The sequence below is a fragment of the Nocardioides rubriscoriae genome (assembly GCF_008087085.1).
GTDB lineage: Bacteria > Actinomycetota > Actinomycetes > Propionibacteriales > Nocardioidaceae > Nocardioides > Nocardioides rubriscoriae.
In genome coordinates this window covers 288691-309208 of record NZ_VIYJ01000002.1, presented here as the reverse complement: position 1 = coordinate 309208, position 20518 = coordinate 288691, and the positions used below count along the sequence as shown (strand labels likewise).

The 20518-nt window shown below is 72.7% G+C and carries 18 protein-coding genes; 7 read left to right on the top strand and 11 right to left on the bottom strand.

The genetic code is table 11. From position 1 onward, the window contains the following. Positions 1–9 precede the first annotated feature (9 nt). The 9 genes from FZC61_RS04775 to FZC61_RS04735 all read right to left on the bottom strand — a co-directional run bounded on the left by FZC61_RS04775 (position 10) and on the right by FZC61_RS04735 (position 9512). Entirely contained in the window at positions 10–540 is a 531-nt protein-coding gene (locus FZC61_RS04775) for a hypothetical protein (RefSeq protein WP_148612997.1), read from the bottom strand. After that, complete coding sequence (locus FZC61_RS04770) at positions 537–1826, bottom strand: MCE family protein (RefSeq protein WP_148612996.1); 1290 nt, start codon at positions 1824–1826, stop codon at positions 537–539. Before FZC61_RS04770 ends, FZC61_RS04775 begins: the two co-directional genes overlap by 4 nt. Continuing rightward, positions 1823–3175, bottom strand: a complete 1353-nt coding sequence (locus tag FZC61_RS04765; protein WP_148612995.1) for an MCE family protein — start codon at positions 3173–3175, stop codon at positions 1823–1825. The genes FZC61_RS04770 and FZC61_RS04765 overlap by 4 nt, the downstream gene beginning before the upstream one ends. Then, on the bottom strand, positions 3172–4398 hold the full coding sequence (locus FZC61_RS04760) for an MCE family protein (RefSeq protein WP_170285984.1): 1227 nt from the start codon (positions 4396–4398) through the stop codon (positions 3172–3174). Before FZC61_RS04760 ends, FZC61_RS04765 begins: the two co-directional genes overlap by 4 nt. After that, entirely contained in the window at positions 4395–5387 is a 993-nt protein-coding gene (locus tag FZC61_RS04755) for an MCE family protein (RefSeq protein ID WP_148612993.1), read from the bottom strand. The genes FZC61_RS04760 and FZC61_RS04755 overlap by 4 nt, the downstream gene beginning before the upstream one ends. A 67-nt stretch (positions 5388–5454) precedes the next feature. Next, positions 5455–6543 carry an MCE family protein gene (locus FZC61_RS04750; protein WP_148612992.1) on the bottom strand — a complete coding sequence of 363 codons (1089 nt, stop codon included), beginning with the start codon at positions 6541–6543 and terminating at the stop codon, positions 5455–5457. Beyond that, on the bottom strand, positions 6540–7886 hold the full coding sequence (locus FZC61_RS04745) for an MCE family protein (protein ID WP_246142528.1): 1347 nt from the start codon (positions 7884–7886) through the stop codon (positions 6540–6542). The genes FZC61_RS04750 and FZC61_RS04745 overlap by 4 nt, the downstream gene beginning before the upstream one ends. Positions 7887–7899: 13 nt before the next feature. Further along, a complete protein-coding gene (locus tag FZC61_RS04740) occupies positions 7900–8739 on the bottom strand; it encodes an MlaE family ABC transporter permease (protein WP_148612991.1) in 840 nt (279 codons plus the stop codon). Continuing rightward, positions 8739–9512, bottom strand: a complete 774-nt coding sequence (locus FZC61_RS04735; protein WP_148612990.1) for an MlaE family ABC transporter permease — start codon at positions 9510–9512, stop codon at positions 8739–8741. Before FZC61_RS04735 ends, FZC61_RS04740 begins: the two co-directional genes overlap by 1 nt. Positions 9513–9756: 244 nt before the next feature. On the opposite strand from FZC61_RS04735, the gene FZC61_RS04730 reads away from it, so the two are divergent. The 6 genes from FZC61_RS04730 (at position 9757) to opgC (ending at position 16850) form a co-directional block, all read left to right on the top strand. Next, positions 9757–10290, top strand: a complete 534-nt coding sequence (locus FZC61_RS04730; protein ID WP_148612989.1) for a DUF1707 SHOCT-like domain-containing protein — start codon at positions 9757–9759, stop codon at positions 10288–10290. 154 nt (positions 10291–10444) lie between these two features. Beyond that, positions 10445–11644 carry a PP2C family protein-serine/threonine phosphatase gene (locus FZC61_RS04725; protein WP_148612988.1) on the top strand — a complete coding sequence of 400 codons (1200 nt, stop codon included), beginning with the start codon at positions 10445–10447 and terminating at the stop codon, positions 11642–11644. Beyond that, complete coding sequence (locus FZC61_RS04720) at positions 11641–13677, top strand: glycosyltransferase (protein ID WP_211357091.1); 2037 nt, start codon at positions 11641–11643, stop codon at positions 13675–13677. The genes FZC61_RS04725 and FZC61_RS04720 overlap by 4 nt, the downstream gene beginning before the upstream one ends. Then, positions 13674–14009 carry an STAS domain-containing protein gene (locus tag FZC61_RS04715; RefSeq protein WP_148612987.1) on the top strand — a complete coding sequence of 112 codons (336 nt, stop codon included), beginning with the start codon at positions 13674–13676 and terminating at the stop codon, positions 14007–14009. Before FZC61_RS04720 ends, FZC61_RS04715 begins: the two co-directional genes overlap by 4 nt. After that, positions 14002–14451, top strand: coding sequence for an ATP-binding protein (locus tag FZC61_RS04710; RefSeq protein WP_148612986.1), 450 nt, complete (start codon positions 14002–14004; stop codon positions 14449–14451). The genes FZC61_RS04715 and FZC61_RS04710 overlap by 8 nt, the downstream gene beginning before the upstream one ends. Before the next feature lie 2 nt (positions 14452–14453). Continuing rightward, on the top strand, positions 14454–16850 hold the full coding sequence (gene opgC / locus FZC61_RS04705; RefSeq protein WP_148612985.1) for an OpgC domain-containing protein: 2397 nt from the start codon (positions 14454–14456) through the stop codon (positions 16848–16850). A gap of 19 nt (positions 16851–16869) precedes the next feature. On the opposite strand, the gene chrA is transcribed toward opgC, so the two are convergent. Then, entirely contained in the window at positions 16870–18234 is a 1365-nt protein-coding gene (chrA, locus tag FZC61_RS04700) for a chromate efflux transporter (RefSeq protein ID WP_148612984.1), read from the bottom strand. Between the two features lie 86 nt (positions 18235–18320). On the opposite strand from chrA, the gene FZC61_RS04695 reads away from it, so the two are divergent. Next, positions 18321–19247 (top strand): formylglycine-generating enzyme family protein, encoded by a 927-nt coding sequence (locus FZC61_RS04695; RefSeq protein WP_148612983.1) that lies wholly within the window; start codon positions 18321–18323, stop codon positions 19245–19247. A gap of 7 nt (positions 19248–19254) precedes the next feature. Here FZC61_RS04695 and FZC61_RS04690 read toward each other — a convergent pair whose 3' ends face one another. Continuing rightward, positions 19255–20517: an Ig-like domain-containing protein gene (locus tag FZC61_RS04690; RefSeq protein WP_148612982.1), complete on the bottom strand. Its 1263-nt coding sequence runs from the start codon at positions 20515–20517 to the stop codon at positions 19255–19257. Between the last annotated feature and the right edge of the window lies 1 nt (position 20518).

Genomic DNA, 20518 nt, shown 5'->3' with positions numbered 1-20518 from the left:
GGGTGCGGCCTATCCGACGAACTGGAGGTCGTTGGCCAGCCAGACGCCGTCCTGGCGCACGAGCTTGACCAGCAGGCGGAAGTTGCGGACCTGGGTGGTCTCCCCGGTCTGGGCGTTGCTGACCTTGCCGTCGGTCGCGACCAGGACGCTGGCGCTGTCGGCGTCGATGTCGTCGACCGCGGAGACCGCCACGGTGCCGGTGAGGACCGACTTGAACGACGTGACGAGCTTGACCAGGCTGTCGGCGGAGGCCTGGTACTGGTCGAGGAAGGTGCCGGTCGCGGTGGCCGCCACGGCGTCGAAGCTCTTCTGCGGGTCGCGGTAGTCGATGTTGACCAGGGCCGTGGCGGTGGCCTCGGCCGCCAGCTTGACCTCGCCGTAGCGGTCCTGCTCGGCGGCGGTGGGAGTCTGCGCACCCGACCCGCCGGCACGGTCACGTGCCTCGCGCACCACCAGGACACCGCCCACGACACACGCACAGGCGAGCACGAGGGCGACGACGAAGAGCACGGGGACCAGCCGCCGGGACGACGTCGTCACGGGCTGGCCACCGGGCCGATGAGCAGCCACTTCCAGGAGTCGCTGCCGAGGATCGACAGGTCGCCGGCGGAGCCGACGCGGACCGGTCGGCCGTCGCGGTCGACCACGCCGGCCACGAGGCCGGTGGCGGGGTCGTAGGAGCCGGGCACGGCACCACCGTAGGACCTCGCCGAGGAGTTGTTGCCCGGGTTGGCTGGGGTGCCGGGCACGTTGGGCGTGCCGCGCTGGACGTACGGCGCGCCGCTGGTGCAGCGGGCGGGGAAGATCGGCGCGTCGGTGAGCTCGTCGCCGCGACGCCACTCGTCGCGCGGCTTGTAGCCCTCGGTGCACGGCGGGACGCTGTAGTCGAGCTGGAGGTTGACGTGGCCGTAGCCGTCGGGCGGCGACCCGGTGAAGCCGCCCGCGATCACCCGGGGGAACGTGACGAGCAGCTGCTCGACCCCGTCGAGGTGCGAGACGACCGTCTGGTTGACGGTGATCAGGTCGCTCAGCAGCACCGGCAGCGTCGGTCCGAGGTCTCGCAGCAGAGCAGTGATCTCGCGAGCCGCCGGCGGCGTCTGGTCGAGGACCGTGCGGAGGTCGCCGTCGGACTCGCGCAGCGCGTCGGTGAGGTCGGCGAGGTCGCGGGAGAACGAGGTGATGTTGTCGGCGTTGTCGCGCTGGGTCCGCAGGGCGGTCAGCGCCGAGTCGAGCAGCCGGACGGTGTCGTCGGTGCTGGCGGCCGCGGCGTCGATGAAGGTGCCGCCGTCGTCGATGAGCTGCTGCAGCGGGCGCCCGGTGTCGGCGAACATGTCGCCGAGCTCCTCGATGAGCACCTGCAGGCTGCGCTGGTCGACGGAGCCGACGAAGCTGTCGAGCTCGACGAGCAGGTCGGCCTCGTCGACCGGGAGTGCGTCGGCCGACCCGGCCATGGTGTCGCCGTCCTCGGCGTACGGCGGGTCCTGGTCGGGCGGCTCGAAGTCGAGGTACTGCTCCCCCACCGCCGAGAGGTTGTGCACGTACATCGGCGAGTCGAGCGGCAGCCGGGTGCCCTCCTGCAGGGTCAGCGTGAGGTCGACGCCCTCGCGGGTGGTGTCCATCGCGGTGACCTTGCCGATCTTGGTGCCGCGGTAGGTGACCTCGCTGCCCTCGAACAGCCCGCCGGACGTCGGCAGCGTCACGTGGACGGCGTAGCCGCGGCCGAGCACCTTGTCGACCAGCCCGAGGTAGGCGGCGGCGACGTAGACGATGCCGACCGCTGACAGCACGACGAAGGCGAGCAGGCGGACCCGGACGACGCGCGTCATGCGGCACCCCCGAACAGGGTCGTGGTGTCGGCAGTGGGTGCCGGGTCTCCGCTGCTGAGTGCCGCGCTCAGGCGGCTGAGCGCCCCCAGGTCGGGGACCTTCACGCCCAGTCCTCCGAGACCGCCCAGGAGGTCGTCGACGGGGCCGAGGCCCCGGCAGACCGCGTTGTCGTCCCACCGGCGGGTCGCGCAGCGGGTGATCAGCGCGGGCATCAGCCGGACCGAGCGCAGCACCACCCGGCACGACCGGGAGCCGATGGCGCCGCTGCGCAGGCACGACAGCACCTGGTCGAGCGCGTCGCCCACGACCGGTACGTCGGGCAGGTCCGGCAGCCCGGGCAACCCGGACTGCCCGCCCTGCGGCAGGAGGTTCTCGAGGCTGATGTCGGCGCGGATCGCGGTGTTGGCGTAGTCACCGCGCACGATCTCGGAGGCCTCCTTGGGGAAGGGGAAGCTCACCAGGAGGTTGAGACCCGGCGCCAGCGAGTCGCCGGCCGCGCTGAGGTTGCGGACGATCGGCTGCAGGTCGCGCAGCTGGGCCAGCAGGTCCTCTCGACTGGAGCGGATGACGCGGGTGCCGACGACCCCGAGCCGGTCGAGCGCCGACAGCATGCCGACCAGCTCGTCGGTCTGCTGCCCGAGCACGTCGATCGCGGGGCCGGTCACGTCGAGGGCGTCCTGGATGGTCGTCTTCTCGCGGTTGAGGGTGGCGGTGAGGTCGTTGAGCGACTCCAGGGCGCGGATGATGTCGCCCTTCTGGTCGTCGAGGGTGCCGACGAAGCGGTCGAGGCTGCCCAGGAGGTGGCGCAGCTCGTCCTCGCGACCGTCCATCGCCGCGTTGAGCTCGCGGGTGATGGTGCCCAGCTGGGCGACCCCGCCGCCGGTGAGCAGGCTGGCCAGCGCGCCCAGGACCTCCTCGACCTCGGGGTTGCGGCCCGTGCGGTCGAGGCCGATCGTGTCCTGCGGGCTGTCGCCGAGCCGGCCGACCGGCGCCTGGTCGGTGGGGGCCTCGAGGGCGACGTACTTCTCGCCGAGCAGGCTCACCTGGCGGATCTCGGCGATCGCGTTGTCGGGCAGCACGATGTCGTCTCGCACGCGCAGGGTGACGCGCGCGTGCCAGCCGACCCGCTCGACCTCGGTGACCTCGCCGACGGTCACGTCGTCGACCATGACCGGCGAGCGCGGTACGACGCTGAGGATGTCCTCGAAGTCGGCGGTGACCTCGAAGGCCCGGTCGGCGTCGACCGGCGAGCCCGGCAGCGGCAGGTCGTAGGCGCCGTCGAAGTCGCACGCGCCCAGGCCGCCACTGAGCAGCGCACCGGTGAGCAGCGCGGTCAGCAGGCGCCTCATCGGGTGCCTCCGGCGAGCAGCTCGGCGAACGTCGGGGCCTCGTCGCTGGTGTAGGCGTCGACCTGAGCAGGGGACGGGGCCCGGCCGCCGGTCGCCGGTCGGGGGGACGTGGTGGCGGTGCTGCGGGGGGCCGGCGGGAGGGTGGGCAGCTGGTTCTCGGCCGGCTCGAGGAGCGCGGCGAAGAGCTGGCAGGCGAGGTCCTTGCTGACGGTGGGGATCGAGGACTGCTGCACGATCGAGCAGAGGAAGCCGTCGGCGTCGAAGGCGTTGCCGCTCACGCCGACGCGCGAGCCGATCGAGCCGGACTCGACGTTGAACGCCAGCACCAGGTTGCCCATCGCGACCGGGGCGACGTCGAGCGCGTCGTCGAGGCTGCTCTTCTCCGACGCGATGGTGCGCACGATCCGGCTCAGCTTGCGGACGTCGGTGACCAGGGCCCGGCGGTTGTCCTGGACGAACCCGCGCACGCTGCCGACGGTGTCGGCGACGGCGGCGAGCGTGGCCTGCAGCTCACCGCGCTCGTCGGAGAGCTGCCTGGAGACCCCGGCCAGGTCGGCCATGAAGGCCCGGACGCGCTTGTCGTTGTCGGCCAGGGTGCTGGTGAAGTCGGCGAGCTGGCTCACCGTCGCGAACAGGTCGCCGCTGCTGTTGCCGAAGGTCGTCGCCGCAGCGGCGAGGTTGCGCAGCATCGCGTTGCCGGCCTTGCCCTGGCCCTCGAGCGCACCGGCGCCGGCCTTGACGAGGTGGTTGAGGGTGCCGTCGGCGTTGACGCCGTTGGGCCCGAGTGTCGCGGTGAGGTCGCGCAAGGAGGCGTAGATGCGGTCGAGCTCGACGGGCACGGCGGTCTGCGGCAGGGGCAGGTCGTGGCCGTCGGCCATCACGTCGTCGCCCTCGACCCACACCGGCGTCAGCTGCACGAACCGGTCGGCGACCAGGGTCGGGGTGACGATGACGGCACGCGCGTCGGCCGGGAGCCGGACGTCGCCGTCGTACTGCATCTCGACGCGGACCGACGCACCCTCGGGGGTCACCTCGGTGACCTTGCCGACCGAGACGCCGAGCACCTTGACGTCGGTGCCCTCGTAGATGCTGACGGCGCGGTCGAAGTGGGCGGTGAGCCGCTTGGGCGCGACCTCGTCGCTGCCACGCACGAGCAGCAGCCCGGCGACGACGGCCACGACGACCAGCAGCACGGCCGTGCGGGTGGTGACCAGGGCCCTCACTTCAGCACCTCCGGCGTGCCGGGCAGGAACTCGCCGGTCGGGATGGCCAGCAGGTTGACGGCGTAGGCGTCGAACCACGGGCCCGTGCCGATGATGTTGCTGAGGATCTGGGTGTAGGGGCCGAGGGCCGCGAGCGTGGCCTTGAGCTCCTTCTCGCGGCTGATGAGGGTGTCGAGCAGGTCGTCGACCTGCCGCAGGGCGGGCCCGACCTGGGCCTGGTTGTCGGTGACGACGCCGCGCAGCTCGCGGGCCAGGAGCCGGGCGTTGACCAGCAGCCGGTGGATTGCGTCCTTGCGCTTCTGCAGCTCGTCGAAGACCAGGTCGGCGCTGCCCATCAGGTCGACGAGCTCGTCGCTGCGGTCGGCCAGCACCTTCGACACGTCGTCGGAGCGCTCGAACAGCCGCCGCAGCTGCTCGTCGCGCGACGAGATCGAGCGTGACAGCCTGCTGAGGCCGCGGAAGCTCTCGGCGATCTCGGGGGCGGCGGAGTCGACGGTGTCGCTCAGGACGTCGAAGGCGTCCTTGAGGGCGTCCTTGTCGATGTCCTCGGTCGTGGTGGTGAGGTCGCCGAAGACGCCGATGATGTCGTAGGCCGACCGGGTGCGCTCGAGCGGGATCGGCTCGTCCTGCGACAGCTCGCCGCCGCCGACCGGGGTGACCCGGAGGTACTTCTCGCCCAGCAGGTTGAGGACCTCGACGGCCGCCGTGGTCTCGGTGCCCATGTCGATGCCCTGGTCGACGCTGAAGGTGACCAGCACCTGGGAGTCCTCGAGCTCGACGGCCGAGACCCGGCCCGAGCGGATGCCGCCGACCTGCACGCTGCTGCCCTTGCGGATGCCGGACGCGTCGGTGAACCAGGCCTGGTAGGTCTCGCCGCGGAAGCCCGGGAACTTGGAGAGGTTGAAGGCCGCGCTGACGACCAGCAGCACCAGCACCAGGGTGAGGGCGCCGTAGCGCATCACGCGACGCTCGTCCTTGCGGCCCGTCATTCGGGGTCCCCGGGGCGTTGTGGGGCGGAGGAGCGCAGCGGAGGAGCCCCAGAACGTCCTGGGGTGATCATGGATTGCACCTGGGGGCCGTGGAGCGGAAGTCGATGCTGTTGAGCTGCTGGTTGAGCTGCTTGATGATCGGCAGCCCGCTGATGACCGGCAGGGTGATCTTCCCGGAGAAGCCGCAGATGTAGTAGTTGTACCAAGAGCCGTAGGTGCCGGTGCGGGTCTGGTCGGTCATCGACTCGGGCAGCCGGTCGAAGATCTCGACGACGAGCTTCTTGTTCTCCGGCTCGTTGAGCAGGCGGGAGAGCGTGCGCAGCTCGGCGATGTCGCCCTGGAGCAACGGGCGCCCCTCCTGCAGCAGGTCGGCGACCACGGCGGTGAGGTCGGAGATGCTGGCCAGCGAGCGTCCGATGGTCTGACGGTCGTCGGCCAGGTCGCCCATCCAGTCGCGCAGCTCGACGATCAGTCGCTCGAGCTGCACGTGGCGCGAGTCGACGGTCTCGAGGGTGGTGCCGAGGTTGTCGACGACCTCGCCGATCAGCTGGTCGCGGTCGGCGAGGGTGTTGGTGAGCGAGGCGGTGTTGGCCAGCAGCGACGCGACGGTGCCGCCCTCGCCCTGCAGCACCTGGACGATGTTCATCGACAGCTCGTTGACGTCCTCGGGCCGCAGCGCCTGGAAGAGCGGCTTGAAGCCGTTGAACAGCGCGGTGAGGTCGAGCGCCGGCTCGGTGTGGTCCATGGTGATCAGGCCGTTGTCACCGAGCCTGCTGGCGCCCTTGTCGACGCCCTCCTCGAGCGCGAGGTAGCGGTCGCCGACGAGGTTGAGGAACTTGACCCTGGCCAGCGACGCGGTGGTCAGCGGTACGTCGGCCTCGACCCGGAAGGTCACCAGTGCGTTGGCGTTGTCGTCGCCGTAGTGCTCGACGGCGGTGACCTCGCCGACGCTGACCCCGGCCACGCGGACGTCGTCGCCCTTCTCCAGCGAGCTGGCCTCGACGAACTCGGCCCGGTAGGTGCGGCTGTCGCCGAAACCGATGTTGCCCATGATCACGGCGAGCAGCCCGGTGACCAGCAGGGACACCACCGTGAAGACGCCGAGCTTGATGCCGGCCGCGACGGTCGTGCTGTTGCGGGTGGAGGCGCCGGTCATCGCGCACCCCCGCGCACGACGGGGCCGTAGAGCAGGGAGCCGAGCGAGCCGTAGGCGTCGGCGGGGCGGCCGGTGCGGTCGGACAGCAGCGCGTTGACGACCTGCTGCTCCCCCGCGGTGCCGGCGTACCCGCTCGACATGCCGACGCCGAAGCCGCTGCGCCGGGTCCACCCGGGCGCGCTGCGCGGCAGCGGCAGCACCGGCACGTCGCTGGTGGGCGGGTCGTCGTCGATGTCGGTGCCGTCGTCGAACCGGACCGGGCCGATCGGCACCGGCGGGTAGGGCAGGCCCGAGCACCAGGGGCCGTGGCCGATCTCGCCGTACTTCGGCAGGTCGTCGCGGGTGTAGGCGCCGTACTGGGCGGAACCGATCTCGATGTACTGCTTGACCTGGTTGCCCTCGAAGGTTCGCGACAGGATGGGGGCGTAGCGCGCTGCTCCCTTGAGCAGGCACGGCAGCTCGGGTGAGTAGGTCGCCAGCAGCTTGAGGACGGGGGCGCCGACCTCGCCCACCTCGATGAGGTCGGACTCGTTGGCCGCCAGGATCGTGCGGCTGGTGTCGGCCAGCCCGGTCAGATCGCCGAAGAAGACGTCGAGCGACTGCTTCTTCTGCAGCACGGTGCGGCTGGTGACGGTGAGGTTGCCGAGCACGCGCAGCAGGTCGGGGGCTGCGAGGTCGTAGGTGTCGGCCACGTCGGCGATCAGCCCGAGGTCCTGCTTGAGCGTGGGCAGGGAGCCCTGGATGCCGGTGAGGTAGCGGTCGAGGTCGTCGAGGGTGCCGCCGAGCTGGTCGCCGCGGCCCTCGAGGGCGTCGGACAGGGCGTTGAGCGTCGCGTTGAGGTCGGCGGGGCGGACCGCGCGCAGCAGTGGGAACAGGTCGGCCAGGATCCGGCTCAGCTCGACGTTGGTCTCGACGCGCGACGAGGGGATCACCGCGCCGGGCGCCAGCGCGGTCGGTGACGGGGTGGCGGGGTCGACGAACGAGACGAACTTCTGGCCGAACAGGGTCGTCGGCAGGATCTGGACGGTCGCGTTGTCGGGGATGTCGCGCGCGGCGGCCGGGTCGAGGGCGACCTCGATCTCGGCCTCGCCGTCGACCTCGGAGACGCTGCGGACCTGCCCGATCAGGACGCCGTGGCGGCGTACGTCGCCGAACGTGGCCAGCTGGAGGCCGGCGCGGTCGGCACGGATGACGACGGTGGTCACGTCGACGAACTTCTTGTCGTAGATCGCGATCGACAGCGCCACCAGCAGGGCCATGCTCGTGAGGAAGGCGATGCCGGCGACGAGCAGGCGCCGGTGCTCGCGCGCGGTGTCGTGGTGGATGTTGACCAGCAGCGGCATCAGGGGGCCCCGCTCATCCGGTGATCCGCACCGTGGTCGTGGAGCCCCAGATGGCGAAGCTCAGGAAGAAGTCGGCGACCACCGTGAAGACGATGCTGGTGCGGATGGCTCGGCCGACCGCCTGACCGACGCCGGCCGGCCCGCCGGAGGCCGTGTAGCCGTAGTAGCAGTGGATCAGGATGATCGCCGCGGCGAGGAACAGCAGCTTGGCGAAGGACCACAGGATGTCGATCGGCGGCAGGAACTGCAGGAAGTAGTGGTCGTAGGTGCCGCTGGACTGGCCGTAGACGTGGACGACGATCAGGCGCGGCGACAGGTACGACGCGCTGAGCGCCACGATGTAGAGCGGGATGACGGCGACGAACGCCGCGATCATCCGGGTCGTGACCAGGAACGGCAGCGACGGGATGCCCATCACCTCGAGGGCGTCGATCTCCTCCGAGATCCGCATCGCGCCCAGGCGGGCGGTGTAGCCGCACCCGACGGTGGCGGCCAGGGCGATCGAGGAGATCAGCGGCGCGACCTCGCGAGTGTTGAAGTAGGCGGAGATGAACGCGCTGAACTTCGCGACGCCGATCTGGCTCAGCGAGGCGTAGCCCTGGATGCCGACCTCGGTGCCGGCGAAGAAGGCGAGGAACGCGATCACGCCGACGCTGCCCGCGATCAGGGCGAGGGCGCCCGAGCCGAAGGTCACCTCGGCGAGGGTCGCGGTGATCTCGCGCGGGTAGCGGCGGATCGCGCGCGGCACCCAGACCAGGGCGCGGACGTAGAACAGCAGCTGGTCGCCGTAGCCCTCGAGGGAGCGCCGGGGAGCCTTGAGGGCCGCGCCGGCGACCGATCCGAGAGAGGCCATCAGATGCCCACCGGGGGGACGACCTGGAAGTAGATCGCCGTGATCACCGCGTTCATGAAGAACAGCAGCATGAAGGCGATGATCACCGACTCGTTGACCGCACGCCCCACGCCGCTGGGGCCGCCGCCGGCGTTGAGACCCTTGTAGGCGCCGACGATCGCGGCCATCGCGCCGAACACGACGGCCTTGATGATCGCGATGTAGAGGTCGCTGATCGAGGCGAGGGCGGTGAAGTTCGACAAGAACGCCCCGGCCGAGCCGCCCTGGACGATCACGGTGAAGAAGTAGCCGCCGCCGATGCCGGCACCGATGACGATGCCGATGATCATCAGGGCCACGAACATCGTCGCCGCGACCCGGGGCGCGACCAGGCGCTCGAGCGGATCGACGCCGAGGACCTCCATGGCGTCGATCTCCTCGCGGATCTTGCGGGCGCCCATGTCGGAGCAGATCGCGGAGCCCGCGGCCCCGGCGATGATCAGCGCGGCGGCGATCGGTGCGGCCTCGCGCACCACCGCGAGCACGGCGGTCGCCCCGGCGAAGGACTGGGCGCCGAGCTGGCCGGTGAGGTTGCCGACCTGGAGCGAGATGACCGCTCCGAACGGGATCGAGACCAGGATCGTCGGCATCAGGGTGACGCTGGTGATGAACCACGCCTGCTCGACGAACTCGCGGAACTGGAAGCGCGTGGTGAACAGGCGCTTGACCACGTCGACGGTCATCACCGCCACCTCGCCGGGCCCGCGGATGACGCCCGCAGCGCTGAGCGCCATCGCCGCCACCCCTTCCCCACGAGTCCCGTCGGCACGAAGGCCCCGACCATAGAACGTGTTCTCGTTTTGGACAACGAGAGCCGTCTTAGGGGTGTGGTGGGCACCTCTGTGGTGACCGCCGTCACCCCGTGCCGACCAGGGTAGGTGGGGGCCGCTCTCTAGGATGCGGAATGTCGGATCGTCGTCCCGGACCGGCCGGGACCGCCGTGGACGGGCCCGGGCACCCGGGAGGGGAGGTATCTCGATGGCGCACGGCGTCGACCTGTGGTCCACGTTCCCCCTCGACCCGCGCGACCGCGCCCACGCCGGGCTGCGCGCCTCCGACGAGGACCGCGACCGCATCACCGGCGTGCTCACCTCGGCCTTCGCCGACGGGCGGCTCGAGCGCGACGAACTCGAGGAGCGGATGGCCGACGTCGCTGCCGCGCGGACCCTGGGCGAGCTGCCGCCCCTGGTGTCCGACCTGGTGCCGCTCAAGCCGCCGGCGATCGTCCGGCCGAGCTCCCTGGCCCCCCTGTCGCCCGCCGAGATCCACGACCGCGCGGTCGAGACGTGGCACAGCCGTCGACGCAGCGCGGTCTTCTCGTTCCTGACGGTCCTGGTCGTCACGGGGTTCGTGGCCTCCTTCGACATCTACTGGCCCCTGGCGTTCGCGGCCCTGTCGCTGCTCAACCTCGGACGCGTGCTGGCCTCGCGCGACGAGATCGTGCGCGACGAGGCCCGTCGTCTGGAGAAGAAGCAGGCCCGCCAGCAGCGCTGGCCCAAGGGTCTGGCGTAGGCGCTCGGTCCCGGTCCGCGGGGACGGGCATGAACACCTCAAGGAACGGGCACGGCCTGCCGATAGACAGGCTGGGGCAGAGCCGCCCTGCCCGTCTGCTCGACCCGTCACCCCGACGGGCTCGTGCGCAGCGATCTCGAGGAAGGCGACCACGATGACGTCCGGTGCCCGTACGGAGGCCGTCGAACGGCACCGGCAACGGGCCGTCGAGAGCCTGCAGCTGCTCGACGACCCCCAGACCGAGCGCTTCGACCGGCTCACCCGGATGGCCCGCACCATGTTCGGCGTCCCGCTGTCGACCATCACGGTCCTCGACGGCGACCGCGCCTGGTTCCCGGGGTCGGCCGGGCTCGACGTCACCGAGGCCCCGCGCAACGAGACCTTCTGCGACCGCACGACGGCCGAGGACCAGCTGATCCTCGTCGAGGACGCCACCCAGGACGAGCGCTTCAAGGACCTCCCGGCCGTGCGGGCCGGCGCCATCCGCTTCTACGCCGGCCAGCCGCTGCACGACCCGGCCGGGCACGTGATCGGCACCTTCTGCCTCTACGACAGCCGACCCCGCACGCTCGAGGGTGACCTGCTGGTCGCCTTCCTCGACCTGGCCTGCTGGGCCCAGCAGGAGCTGACCGCGTCGAGCGAGATGAGGCAGGCCGGTCAGGTTCAGGCCTCGATGCTGCCCGCGCACCCCATCCGCGCCCACGGCTGGGAGATCGCCGGGGCCTGCGTGCCGGCGCTCGCGGTCGGGGGCGACTTCTACGACCACGGCCTGGCCGGCGACGTCGCCCACCTGAGCCTGGCCGACGTCATGGGCAAGGGCACCGGGGCCGCGCTCGTCGGTGCCGGCGTGCGCGCCGCGCTGCGCGCCACCGACGACGAGGTCGCCGGCGGGGCCGACCTGGGCGCCACCACCACCCGGGTCGCCCGCAGCCTGATCTCCGACCTCGAGCGGGCCACCTCGTTCGTCACGCTGTTCCGCGCCGTCCTCGACCTGCGCGACGGCACGGTGCGCTACGTCGATGCCGGGTCGGGGCTGTGCCTGCTGGTCGAGCCCGACGGCACCACGCGGCGCCTGAGCAGCCGGGACCGGCCCTTCGGCATCCTCGACGACGACTCCTGGACCGAGCACACCGCCACCATGGCGCCCGGGGCGCGCCTGCTCGTCCTCAGCGACGGCGTCCTCGACCTCCTCGACGACCCCCTCACCTGGTGGGAGCCGCTGGCCGAGCTGGTGAGAGCCGCGCGCGACACCACCGACCTCCTGGCCGCCCTGGCCCGGCTCTCCCGCGACGGGGTCCCGCTCGACGACGTGACCGCGGTGGCGGTGTTCCGCGGCACGGAGGGCGGGCGGTGAACCTCCGGCTGCTCGTGGTCCGGGTGATCGTCGTCCTGACGGCGCTCCTCGGCGTCAACTACGTCGCCTGGCGGTGGCTGGTCTCGGTCAACTGGGACGCCTGGTGGATCGCGGTGCCCCTCGTGGTCGCCGAGACCTACAGCCTCGTCGACTCGTTGCTCTTCGGGCTCACCATGTGGCGCCTGCGCGACCGCGACACCCCGCCGCCCCCCGAGCCGGGCCTGACCGTCGACGTCTTCATCGCGACCTACAACGAGCCCATCGACCTGGTCATGCGCACGGCGCGGGCCGCCCAGGCGATCACCTACCCGCACCGCACCTACGTGCTCGACGACGGCAACCGCCCCGAGATGCGCCGCGCCGCCGAGGCCGAGGGCATCGAGTGGCTCACGCGCTCCGCCGACTGGGCCGGCATGCCGCGCCACGCCAAGGCCGGCAACCTCAACAACGCCCTGCTCGCCACCGAGGGCGAGTTCTTCCTCATCCTCGACGCCGACCAGGTGCCGCTGCCCGACATCCTCGACAAGACGCTCGGCTACTTCGCCGACGAGAAGATGGCGATGGTGCAGACCCCGCAGTGGTTCGAGAACGTGCCCGACCACGACCCGCTCGGGAGCCAGGCGCCGCTGTTCTACGGTCCGATCCAGCAGGGCAAGGACGGGTGGAACGCCGCGTTCTTCTGCGGGTCCAACGCCGTGATCCGCCGCGAGGCGATGATGCAGCTCGGTGTCTCACGCTACGTCGGCGAGGTCGAGCTCGGCGTCCACCGCGCCCTGCGCACCGCCCGCGCGGTGCTGCGCCAGGCCCGCCGCTCGGTGGCCCGCGACGACGTCGTGGTGCGCGAGGCCCTCGACTCGATCGCCCGCGAGGTCACCGAGGCGCGCCGCGCGATCAGCGGCGGCGCCGCGCTGTACGACGTCACCTACCGCTTCCAGCAGCGCGTCGCCGACGTGCGCCGACAGCTGGTGGCGGCCGACCTGCAGACCCTGCAGTCCGACCTCGCCGCCATCGCCGAGCTCGAGGGCATCGGTGCCGACCCCGACCTCGTGTTCGCCGACGTCGACGAGGGGGTCCTGCAGCAGCTGGCCCACCGCGACTGGTCGCCGCTGGGCGCGGTCGAGACCGTGCAGGCGCTGGTCGAGGCCGTCGACGTCGACCGGTCCGGCGAGGCGCAGGCGATCATGCCGCTGGCCACCATCTCGGTCACCGAGGACATGGCCACCTGCATGCGGCTGCACGGCCTGGGGTGGCGATCGGCCTACCACGACGAGGTCCTGGCGCACGGGCTGGCGCCCGAGGACCTGCAGACCATGCTCACCCAGCGGCTGCGCTGGGCCCAGGGCACGATGCAGGTGATGTTCCGCGAGAACCCCCTGGTGCAGCGCGGCCTCACGATCGCCCAGCGGCTGATGTACTTCGCGACCATGTGGAGCTACCTCGCGGGGTTCGCCGCGCTGGTCTACATCGCGGCGCCGGTGGTCTACCTCACGCTCGGCATCCTGCCCGTCTCGGCGCTGAGCACCGAGTTCTTCATTCGGCTGGTGCCCTTCCTGGTGGTCAACCAGCTGCTGTTCTGGGTCGTCGCCGACGGCCGGCCGACCTGGCGCGGCCAGCAGTACTCGCTGGCGCTGTTCCCGGTGTGGATCGCGTCGGTCACCACCGCGTTCGGCAACGTCTTCCGCGGTCGCAGCCTCGACTTCGCCGTGACCCCCAAGACGCGGCGCGAGCCACAGGGGCCCGCCTGGCACCTGGTGCGTCCCCAGCTGTGGGCCATGGCGCTGCTGGTCGTCGCGGCCGTCGCCGGCGTCGTCCGGGTCGCGACCGGTCAGGCCAACGTGCCCGGGACGGCGTTCAACCTCGTGTGGGTCGCCTTCGACCTGCTGATCTTCTCCGTCATCATCCAGGCGGCGCGCTACCGCGGATTCGCGCCCGTTGCGGGCGTGGACGACGTGCCTGAGGTCGCCGACGACGATCACACCTCACCCCGCACCACCGACCGCACCACCGACCGCACCACAGAAGGAGCATCATGACCGAGTTCGGCGTCGAGACCCGGGCCGACGGGGTCGGGGTGGTGACCCCCGAGGGTCGCCTCAACATGGTGTCGGCACGCCGCCTGCGGGAGGTGCTGGTCGGCCTCGTCGAGCGGGGCACCTCACGGATCGTGGTCGACCTGGGCGAGACGACCTTCGTCGACTCCTCCGGTCTCGGGGCGCTCATCGGCGGTCTCAAGACCGCCCGGCAGGCCGGCGGTGACCTCCGGGTGGCCCGGGTCTCCCCCGCGGTGCTGTCGGTCTTCGAGCTGACCAACCTCGACCGCATCCTGCGGCCTCGTCCCTCCGTCGACGGCGCCTTCGATGACTGACCCCGTGCCCGACTACACCGGACGCGACGGTCGCCTGGAGCTCTCCGCCCCGGCGACGCCCGAGATCCTCGAGCTGGTGCACGCGATGATGGCCCACCTGTGGACGACCCACGAGGTCACCGCGCAGCAGCGGGTGAGGTTCGAGACCTCCGTGATCGAGATCCTCGGCAACATCGTCGAGCACGCCCTGGTCGGCAGCGCACCCGGCGACGGACGCCGCTTCGACATCGTCCTCGACGTCGGCCGCGACGACGTCGTCGCACGACTGGGCGACAACGGGATCCCGGTCGAGATGGACCTCAGCAAGGCCACGATGCCCGACGAGCTGGCCGAGGACGGTCGCGGCCTGGCGCTGGCGAAGGCGGCTCTCGACAGCCTGTCCTACCGACGCATCGACGGGCGCAACCTCTGGGACCTCGTGGTGCTGCGGGGCGGCAGCTGACCGTGGCGTCGCCGTCTCGTCGCGCCCTCGGTGTCCTGCTGTCCCCGCTGCTGGCGCTCTCCCTGGTCGTGCTGCTGGGCACCTCGGCCGGCAGCGCCGCCGGCGCCGCCGACGGCGACGCGACGATGCCGCGACCGGAGCCCGGTCACCCGTGGTTCGGGCCCGAGCTCGACATCGAGACGGCCGTCCCGGCCGACTACGCCGACGACCTGGGGGCCTCACCCTCGTCGTTCACCTTCCAGATCGACTACCCGGTCGTGGCCGACGACCAGGTGTTCCTCGAGCGCCAGGTGCGGGCGATCTCGACGCTCGGCTCGGTCGTCGTCCTCGACCTGCAGCCGCGCGCCGGGCTGGCCGGGCTGACGACCGCCGACGCCGAGGACCTCGGGCGGATGCTCGACACGCTCCACGACGAGCTCGGCACGTGGTTCCTGGTGCGGTTCGCCGCGGAGATGAACGGCTCGTGGGAGCCATGGGGCCAGCAGCCCGACGCCTTCATCGCGGCGTTCCGCACCCTGGCCGCCGCCCTGGCCACGACCGCGCCCCACGTCGAGACCGTGTGGTCGCCGGTCTACGGCTCCGGGTACCCCTACCGCGACGCCGACGGCGCCCGCGACCTGTCCGAGCAGCGCGAGTCGGGTCCCCTCGACACCGACGGCGACGGGCGCCTGACCCGGCGCGACGACCCTTACGGCCCCTACTTCCCCGGTGACGACGTCGTCGACTGGGTGGGCCTGACCCTCTACCGCTTCGGCCAGGACCAGGGCATCGAGCGCAACGTCGTCCCACGCGGCGAGTTCACCGCCCGGCTGCAGGAGACCTGGGGGTACGGCGACGACGCCGGCCGCGCCAGCTTCTACGACCGCTTCGCCGCCGACGGCGACCGGCCGATGCTCGTGCAGACCTCCGCGTTGTACAACCCGGCGGTGCCGGGGGCCAGCGAGCTCGCGCTGAAGCGGTCGTGGTGGCGCCAGGTCTTCGGCTCGGCCGCCGACCACCCGCTGATCGGGCTGATCAGCTGGCTCGAGGTCAACCGCATCGAGCCCGAGGTCGCCACCCAGGCCGTCGACTGGCGCGTGACTGTCGACCCCGAGATCGCGCGCGCGATCCGCGCCGACCTGTCGACGTCCTCGGTCGACCTCGGCCCGGTGAGCAAGGTCGTCGAGGACCCGTACGGGACCGGCGGGACCGGCGGTCCCGGCGGCACGGGCGGGCCGGGCGTGCCCGGTGGGCCGGGTGACGGCGCGCGCGAGCTCCCCGATCCGACCAGCGACGTCGTGCCGACGGTGACGCCCGCGCCGACTGCGCTGGGCATGACCCTGGCGGCCGGGGTCCTGCTGCTGCTCCTGGCGGCCGTCGTGGTCCGGCGCTCGCGCCCGACCTCGGCGACGCCGGATCCGGGGCCGGCGCCCGGAGGCGAGGCCGGGGCGCGCGACCCGCGGCTCGACGCGGTGCGGGGCCTGCTGGTGGCCGTCGCGCTCGTGGGCAGCGCCGTCGTCCTGCTCGGCGAGCGCGACGCCGTGCGCACGGTCCTGGGGTCGGTGCCGGTGCCGGAGGGTCTCGTCGTGGTCTCGGGCCTCGCCCTGGCGGTGGCGCCGGCCGTGCCGGCGGTCCGCCGGGCCCTGATGCTCTACCTCGCGGCCGTGGCCACGGCGCTCGTCGTGCACGTCGTGTCCGTGGTGCCGGGGGTCGACCTGGGGCGCCTCACCTCGATCACCGACCCTGCCACCAGGGAGCGCCGACAGCTCTTCCCCGACGCCGACCGCCTCTTCGACTACCCGACCCCGTGGGGACCGGCGCGACGCCTGCTCCTGCTGGAGGTCGGCCCGTGGGTCACCTCGATGCTCGGCCTGTTCGTGCTGCTGGCGGTGGTGACCCCCGCCGCGCTGTGGCTCGTACGCCGGTCGTGGTGGCTCGCGCTGGTGCTGTCGTGGGCCCTGTGGGCCGTGGGCCGGGCCTGGGACCCGCAGTGGTCGCCGGCGCAGGTCGTCGACGCCTTCCCGCCCCTGGTGTGGCAGCTGCTGCTGGTGCACGGGCTCGTGCTCGGCGTCCACCGGCGCGCCGTCGGGGCGTTCCTGGCCTCGCGGGCCGGGGCGGTGACGCTCACCGCGGCCGTGGTCGCCTACGGCGCCGTCGGCGCCTGGCTGCTGGCCACCGGTCGCACGCCCGACCCCGACCTGCTCGCGGGCGTCGACCTCCCGGTGGGCCGGCTCCTGGTCGTCGCGGCCACCGGCGGTGTGGTGGCGGCAGCGCTGGCCGGGACCGGGACCGCGACTGGGACCGGCAGCACGACGTCGCGGGGCCCGGCGCAGGCCCTGGCCCCCCTCGGCCGTCACGCACTGCTGGTGGGGCTGGCCGGCGTGGCCGTGCTGGTGGTGCTCGCGGCGATCGCCGGCTGAGGCCTTACGAGAGCACTGCTCACGCCAGGCTGCGCGCCACCCCGACCGCCAGGCCGACGGCGGCGCAGACCCCCAGCGTGCGCAGCACGCTCCACCGCGCCCCGAGGACGAGCGCGAAGCCGAGCCCGGCCATCGCCACGGCGTCCCAGCGCACGGTCGCGAGGCGGGGCACGTCGAACGACAGCAGCCACGGCGAGAGGTGACGGGTCTGGTCGAACAGCGTGTGCAGGGAGAAGTAGAGCGCCAGGCTCGCGATCACCCCGACGACCGCCGCGGTGATGCCCGCCAGCGCGCAGGCCAGGGCCCGGTTGCCCCGCAACCGCTCGACGTACGGCGCCCCGAGCAGGATGAACACGAAGCTCGGGACGAAGGTGACCCAGGTGGTGAGCAGGGCGGCCAGGACGGCCGCGACCCACGGGGCGAGCGCACCGGGGTCGCGGTAGGCGCCGACGAAGGCCACGAACTGCACCACCATGATCAGTGGCCCCGGCGTGGTCTCGGCCAGCGCGAGACCGCGCACCATCTCCCCCGGCGCGAGCCAGCCGTAGACCTCGACGGCGCGCTGGGCGACGAAGGCCAGCACCGCGTAGGCGCCGCCGAAGGAGACGACCGCGGTGCCGCCGAAGAACAGGCCCTGGTCGACCAGGATGCTCTGGCGGCCGAGCACGGCCCCGGCCAGGAGCACCGGGGTCGTCCACAGCAGCAGCCCGACGACCAGCACCAGCACCGAGCGCCGCACCGTGGGCCGCTCGCTGTGCAGGGCGTCGTCGGGGACGAGCGGGGCGGGGCCGTCGGCGGCGCCCACCGGTGCCGGCCGCGCGAACGACGGGTAGCGCCGCCCCAGCACCCAGCCGGTCGCGGCGGCCGCCGCGACCACGACCGGGAACGGCACCGCAAGGAAGGTGAGGGCCACGAACGACGCGGCGGCGACCGCCACGAGGGCCGGGTGGGTCAGGCCCTTGCCCGCGACCCGGACCACCGCCTGCACGACGATCGCCAGCACCGCCGGCCCCAGGCCGAGGAACAGCCCGTCGAGCACGGTCGTGTCGCCGTAGGAGACATAGACGACCGACAGGGCCATGATCGCGACCACGCCGGGCAGCACGAAGAGGATCCCGGCCACCAGGGCGCCGCGCAGGCCGTTGAGCAGCCAGCCGACGTAGGTCGCCAGCTGCTGCGCCTCGGGGCCGGGCAGCAGGGTGCAGTAGGACAGCGCGAAGAGGAAGCGCTGCTGACCGACCCACCGGCGCTCGTCGACCAGCGTGCGCTGCATGACCGCGATCTGGCCGGCGGGTCCGCCGAAGGTCTGCAGGGAGATCAGGAACCACGCCCCGGCGGCTGTCCTCAGCGAGATGACGTCGTCGGGTCGCCGTGCCGTGGTCACCGCCGAAGCGTCCCAGACCGAGGTGGACGACCGGTGCTGGACCGGACCGATCGGGGTCCGAGGCGTCGCTCACTAGGCTGGCGGTCATGGAGTCGGGTCCCGGGCACTCGTGCTGCGCCCCCTCGCGCACCGAGGACCCGGAGACCGCGCCAGCGTCAGCTGCGCCGGTCGCGCCCGTCGCACGAGCCGCCCGGGTCCGCGCGACCGGTCTGGTCGACGTACCGGCCGGGACGTTCGCGATGGGCGACGACGGCCTCCTGGTCAACCCGGGAGAGGGCGAGGGACCGGTACGCGACGTCGAGGTCGCGGCCTTCCGGATCGGCGCGACGACGGTGACCAACCAGCAGTTCGCGACCTTCGTCAAGGCCACCGGCCACGTCACCGAGGCCGAGCGGACCGGCTGGTCGTTCGTCTTCCACCTGCTGGTCGCCGACCCCGCGGCCGTGCGCGGCCGGGCCGGTGGGGCCGAGTGGTGGCTCGGCGTCGACGGCGCCGACTGGCGCCACCCCCACGGCCCCGGCAGCGACGCCGGGCGGATGGCGCAGCACCCCGTCGTGCACGTCTCGGTCGGTGACGCCGAGGCCTACTGCGCGTGGAGCGGCACCCGGCTGCCGACCGAGGCCGAGTGGGAGCGCGCGGCGCGCGGCGGTCTCGAGGGGGCGACGTACCCCTGGGGCGACGAGCACCCCGAGTCGCTGCGGACGCCGCCGTGCACGATCTGGCGCGGTGACTTCCCGGTGCGCCACGAGGGCGGACCGGCCGCCGTGGGCACCACCCCGGTCAAGACCCACCGGCCCAACGGCTACGGGCTCTACCAGGCCTCCGGCAACGTCTGGGAGTGGACCGCCGACCCGTGGTCGCTCGACGGCGTCGTCGACCCCGAGCAGCGGGTCCGGCGCGGTGGTTCCTACCTGTGCCACGACTCCTACTGCAACCGCTACCGCGTCGCGGCCCGCGACAAGAACCTGCTGACCGACCACACCGGCAACATCGGCTTCCGCGTCGCCGCGTGAGCGCGGCTCACCGCACCCGGAACTGCCCCCCGCACAGCGAGACCGGCTTGTTGTAGGTGTCGCCGGGCACCACGACCCGCCACACGTAGGTGCCGCGCTTGCCGAGCGCCAGCGGCTCGGTGCGGTAAGTGCCGGCGGCGTCGACGACCACCCGGCGCTGCCGGACCAGCGACCGCGGCCGGCACCGCGGGTCGGGCTCACCCGCGACGACCGGCTCGGACGCCAGCGGCCCGAAGACCTGCACGGTCGCCGTACGCCGGCCGGGGTAGGCAGCGCCCAGCCGGAACGTCGTGCGGAACTGCGTGTTGCGGTCCACGGGACCGACCGCCAGCAGGCGCAGCGTCGGCTGACCCTGCACCACGACCGTCACGCTGCGCGGGTAGGCGTCACCGAGCTTGAGCCCGGCCTGCACCACGCGCGACGCGCCCCGTGCCCGGGGCACCAGCACCCGCAGCGCGGTCGACGGCAGGCGCCGCGTCACCGTCGCCGGGGTCAGCGGGCCGGAGGAGCGCGGGGTCACCGCGACGGTGGTGGTGCCGTCGGACCCGGTCACCACGTCATAGGGCGGGCTCCCGTCGCCCGGCGTCACCCCGACGGTGACCCCGGCCACCGGGAGTCCGGCGCGCGAGAGGACCGTCGCGGTGAGGTCGACCCGGTCACCGACGTCGACCCGGTCCGTCGCAGCCTCCAGCCGGACGCGGTAGGGGCCGGCCTGGTCACAGCCGGCGAGGAGCTCGCGGGCGTAGGCACGGATGAGCGGGCCGTTGCGGCGCTGGTCGGTACGCCGCCGCTGGGCCAGCCCGTCGTAGCGGTAGCCGCGCCCGAAGAGCAGGTGCAGCACCGCCACGTCGACCGCCGCGGCCTGGAGCCGTCGCTCGGCGGGGGTCGAGGACCGCGCCGGGACGCCGTAGCGCCCCAGCAGGAGCGCGGCGCACGCCGTCCGGGAGGGACCGACCCGGCGGCCGCCGCCGGCGCGGAAGCTGCGGGTGGTCCGGGCGCCGACGAAGGCCCGGGAGGTGGCCCTGCGCCGGGGGTCGGTGCGGTAGACGACCACCGCGCCGTGGAGGCGGCGGGCGCCGATCCAGCCCGAGGCGGCGCGCCCGGTCCGCGGGATCGCGAACCCGGTCCACGGCCGGTCCGCGGGTCGCACGCGCGCGGCGGTCGGGGGCGGTGGCTCGGCCGGTGACGGGGCGGGCCCGGCGAGCACCGCCAGGACGGTCGCGACCACGGCCGCCACTGCGAGGGTGGCGCGTCGGGGAGAGGGGTGCATC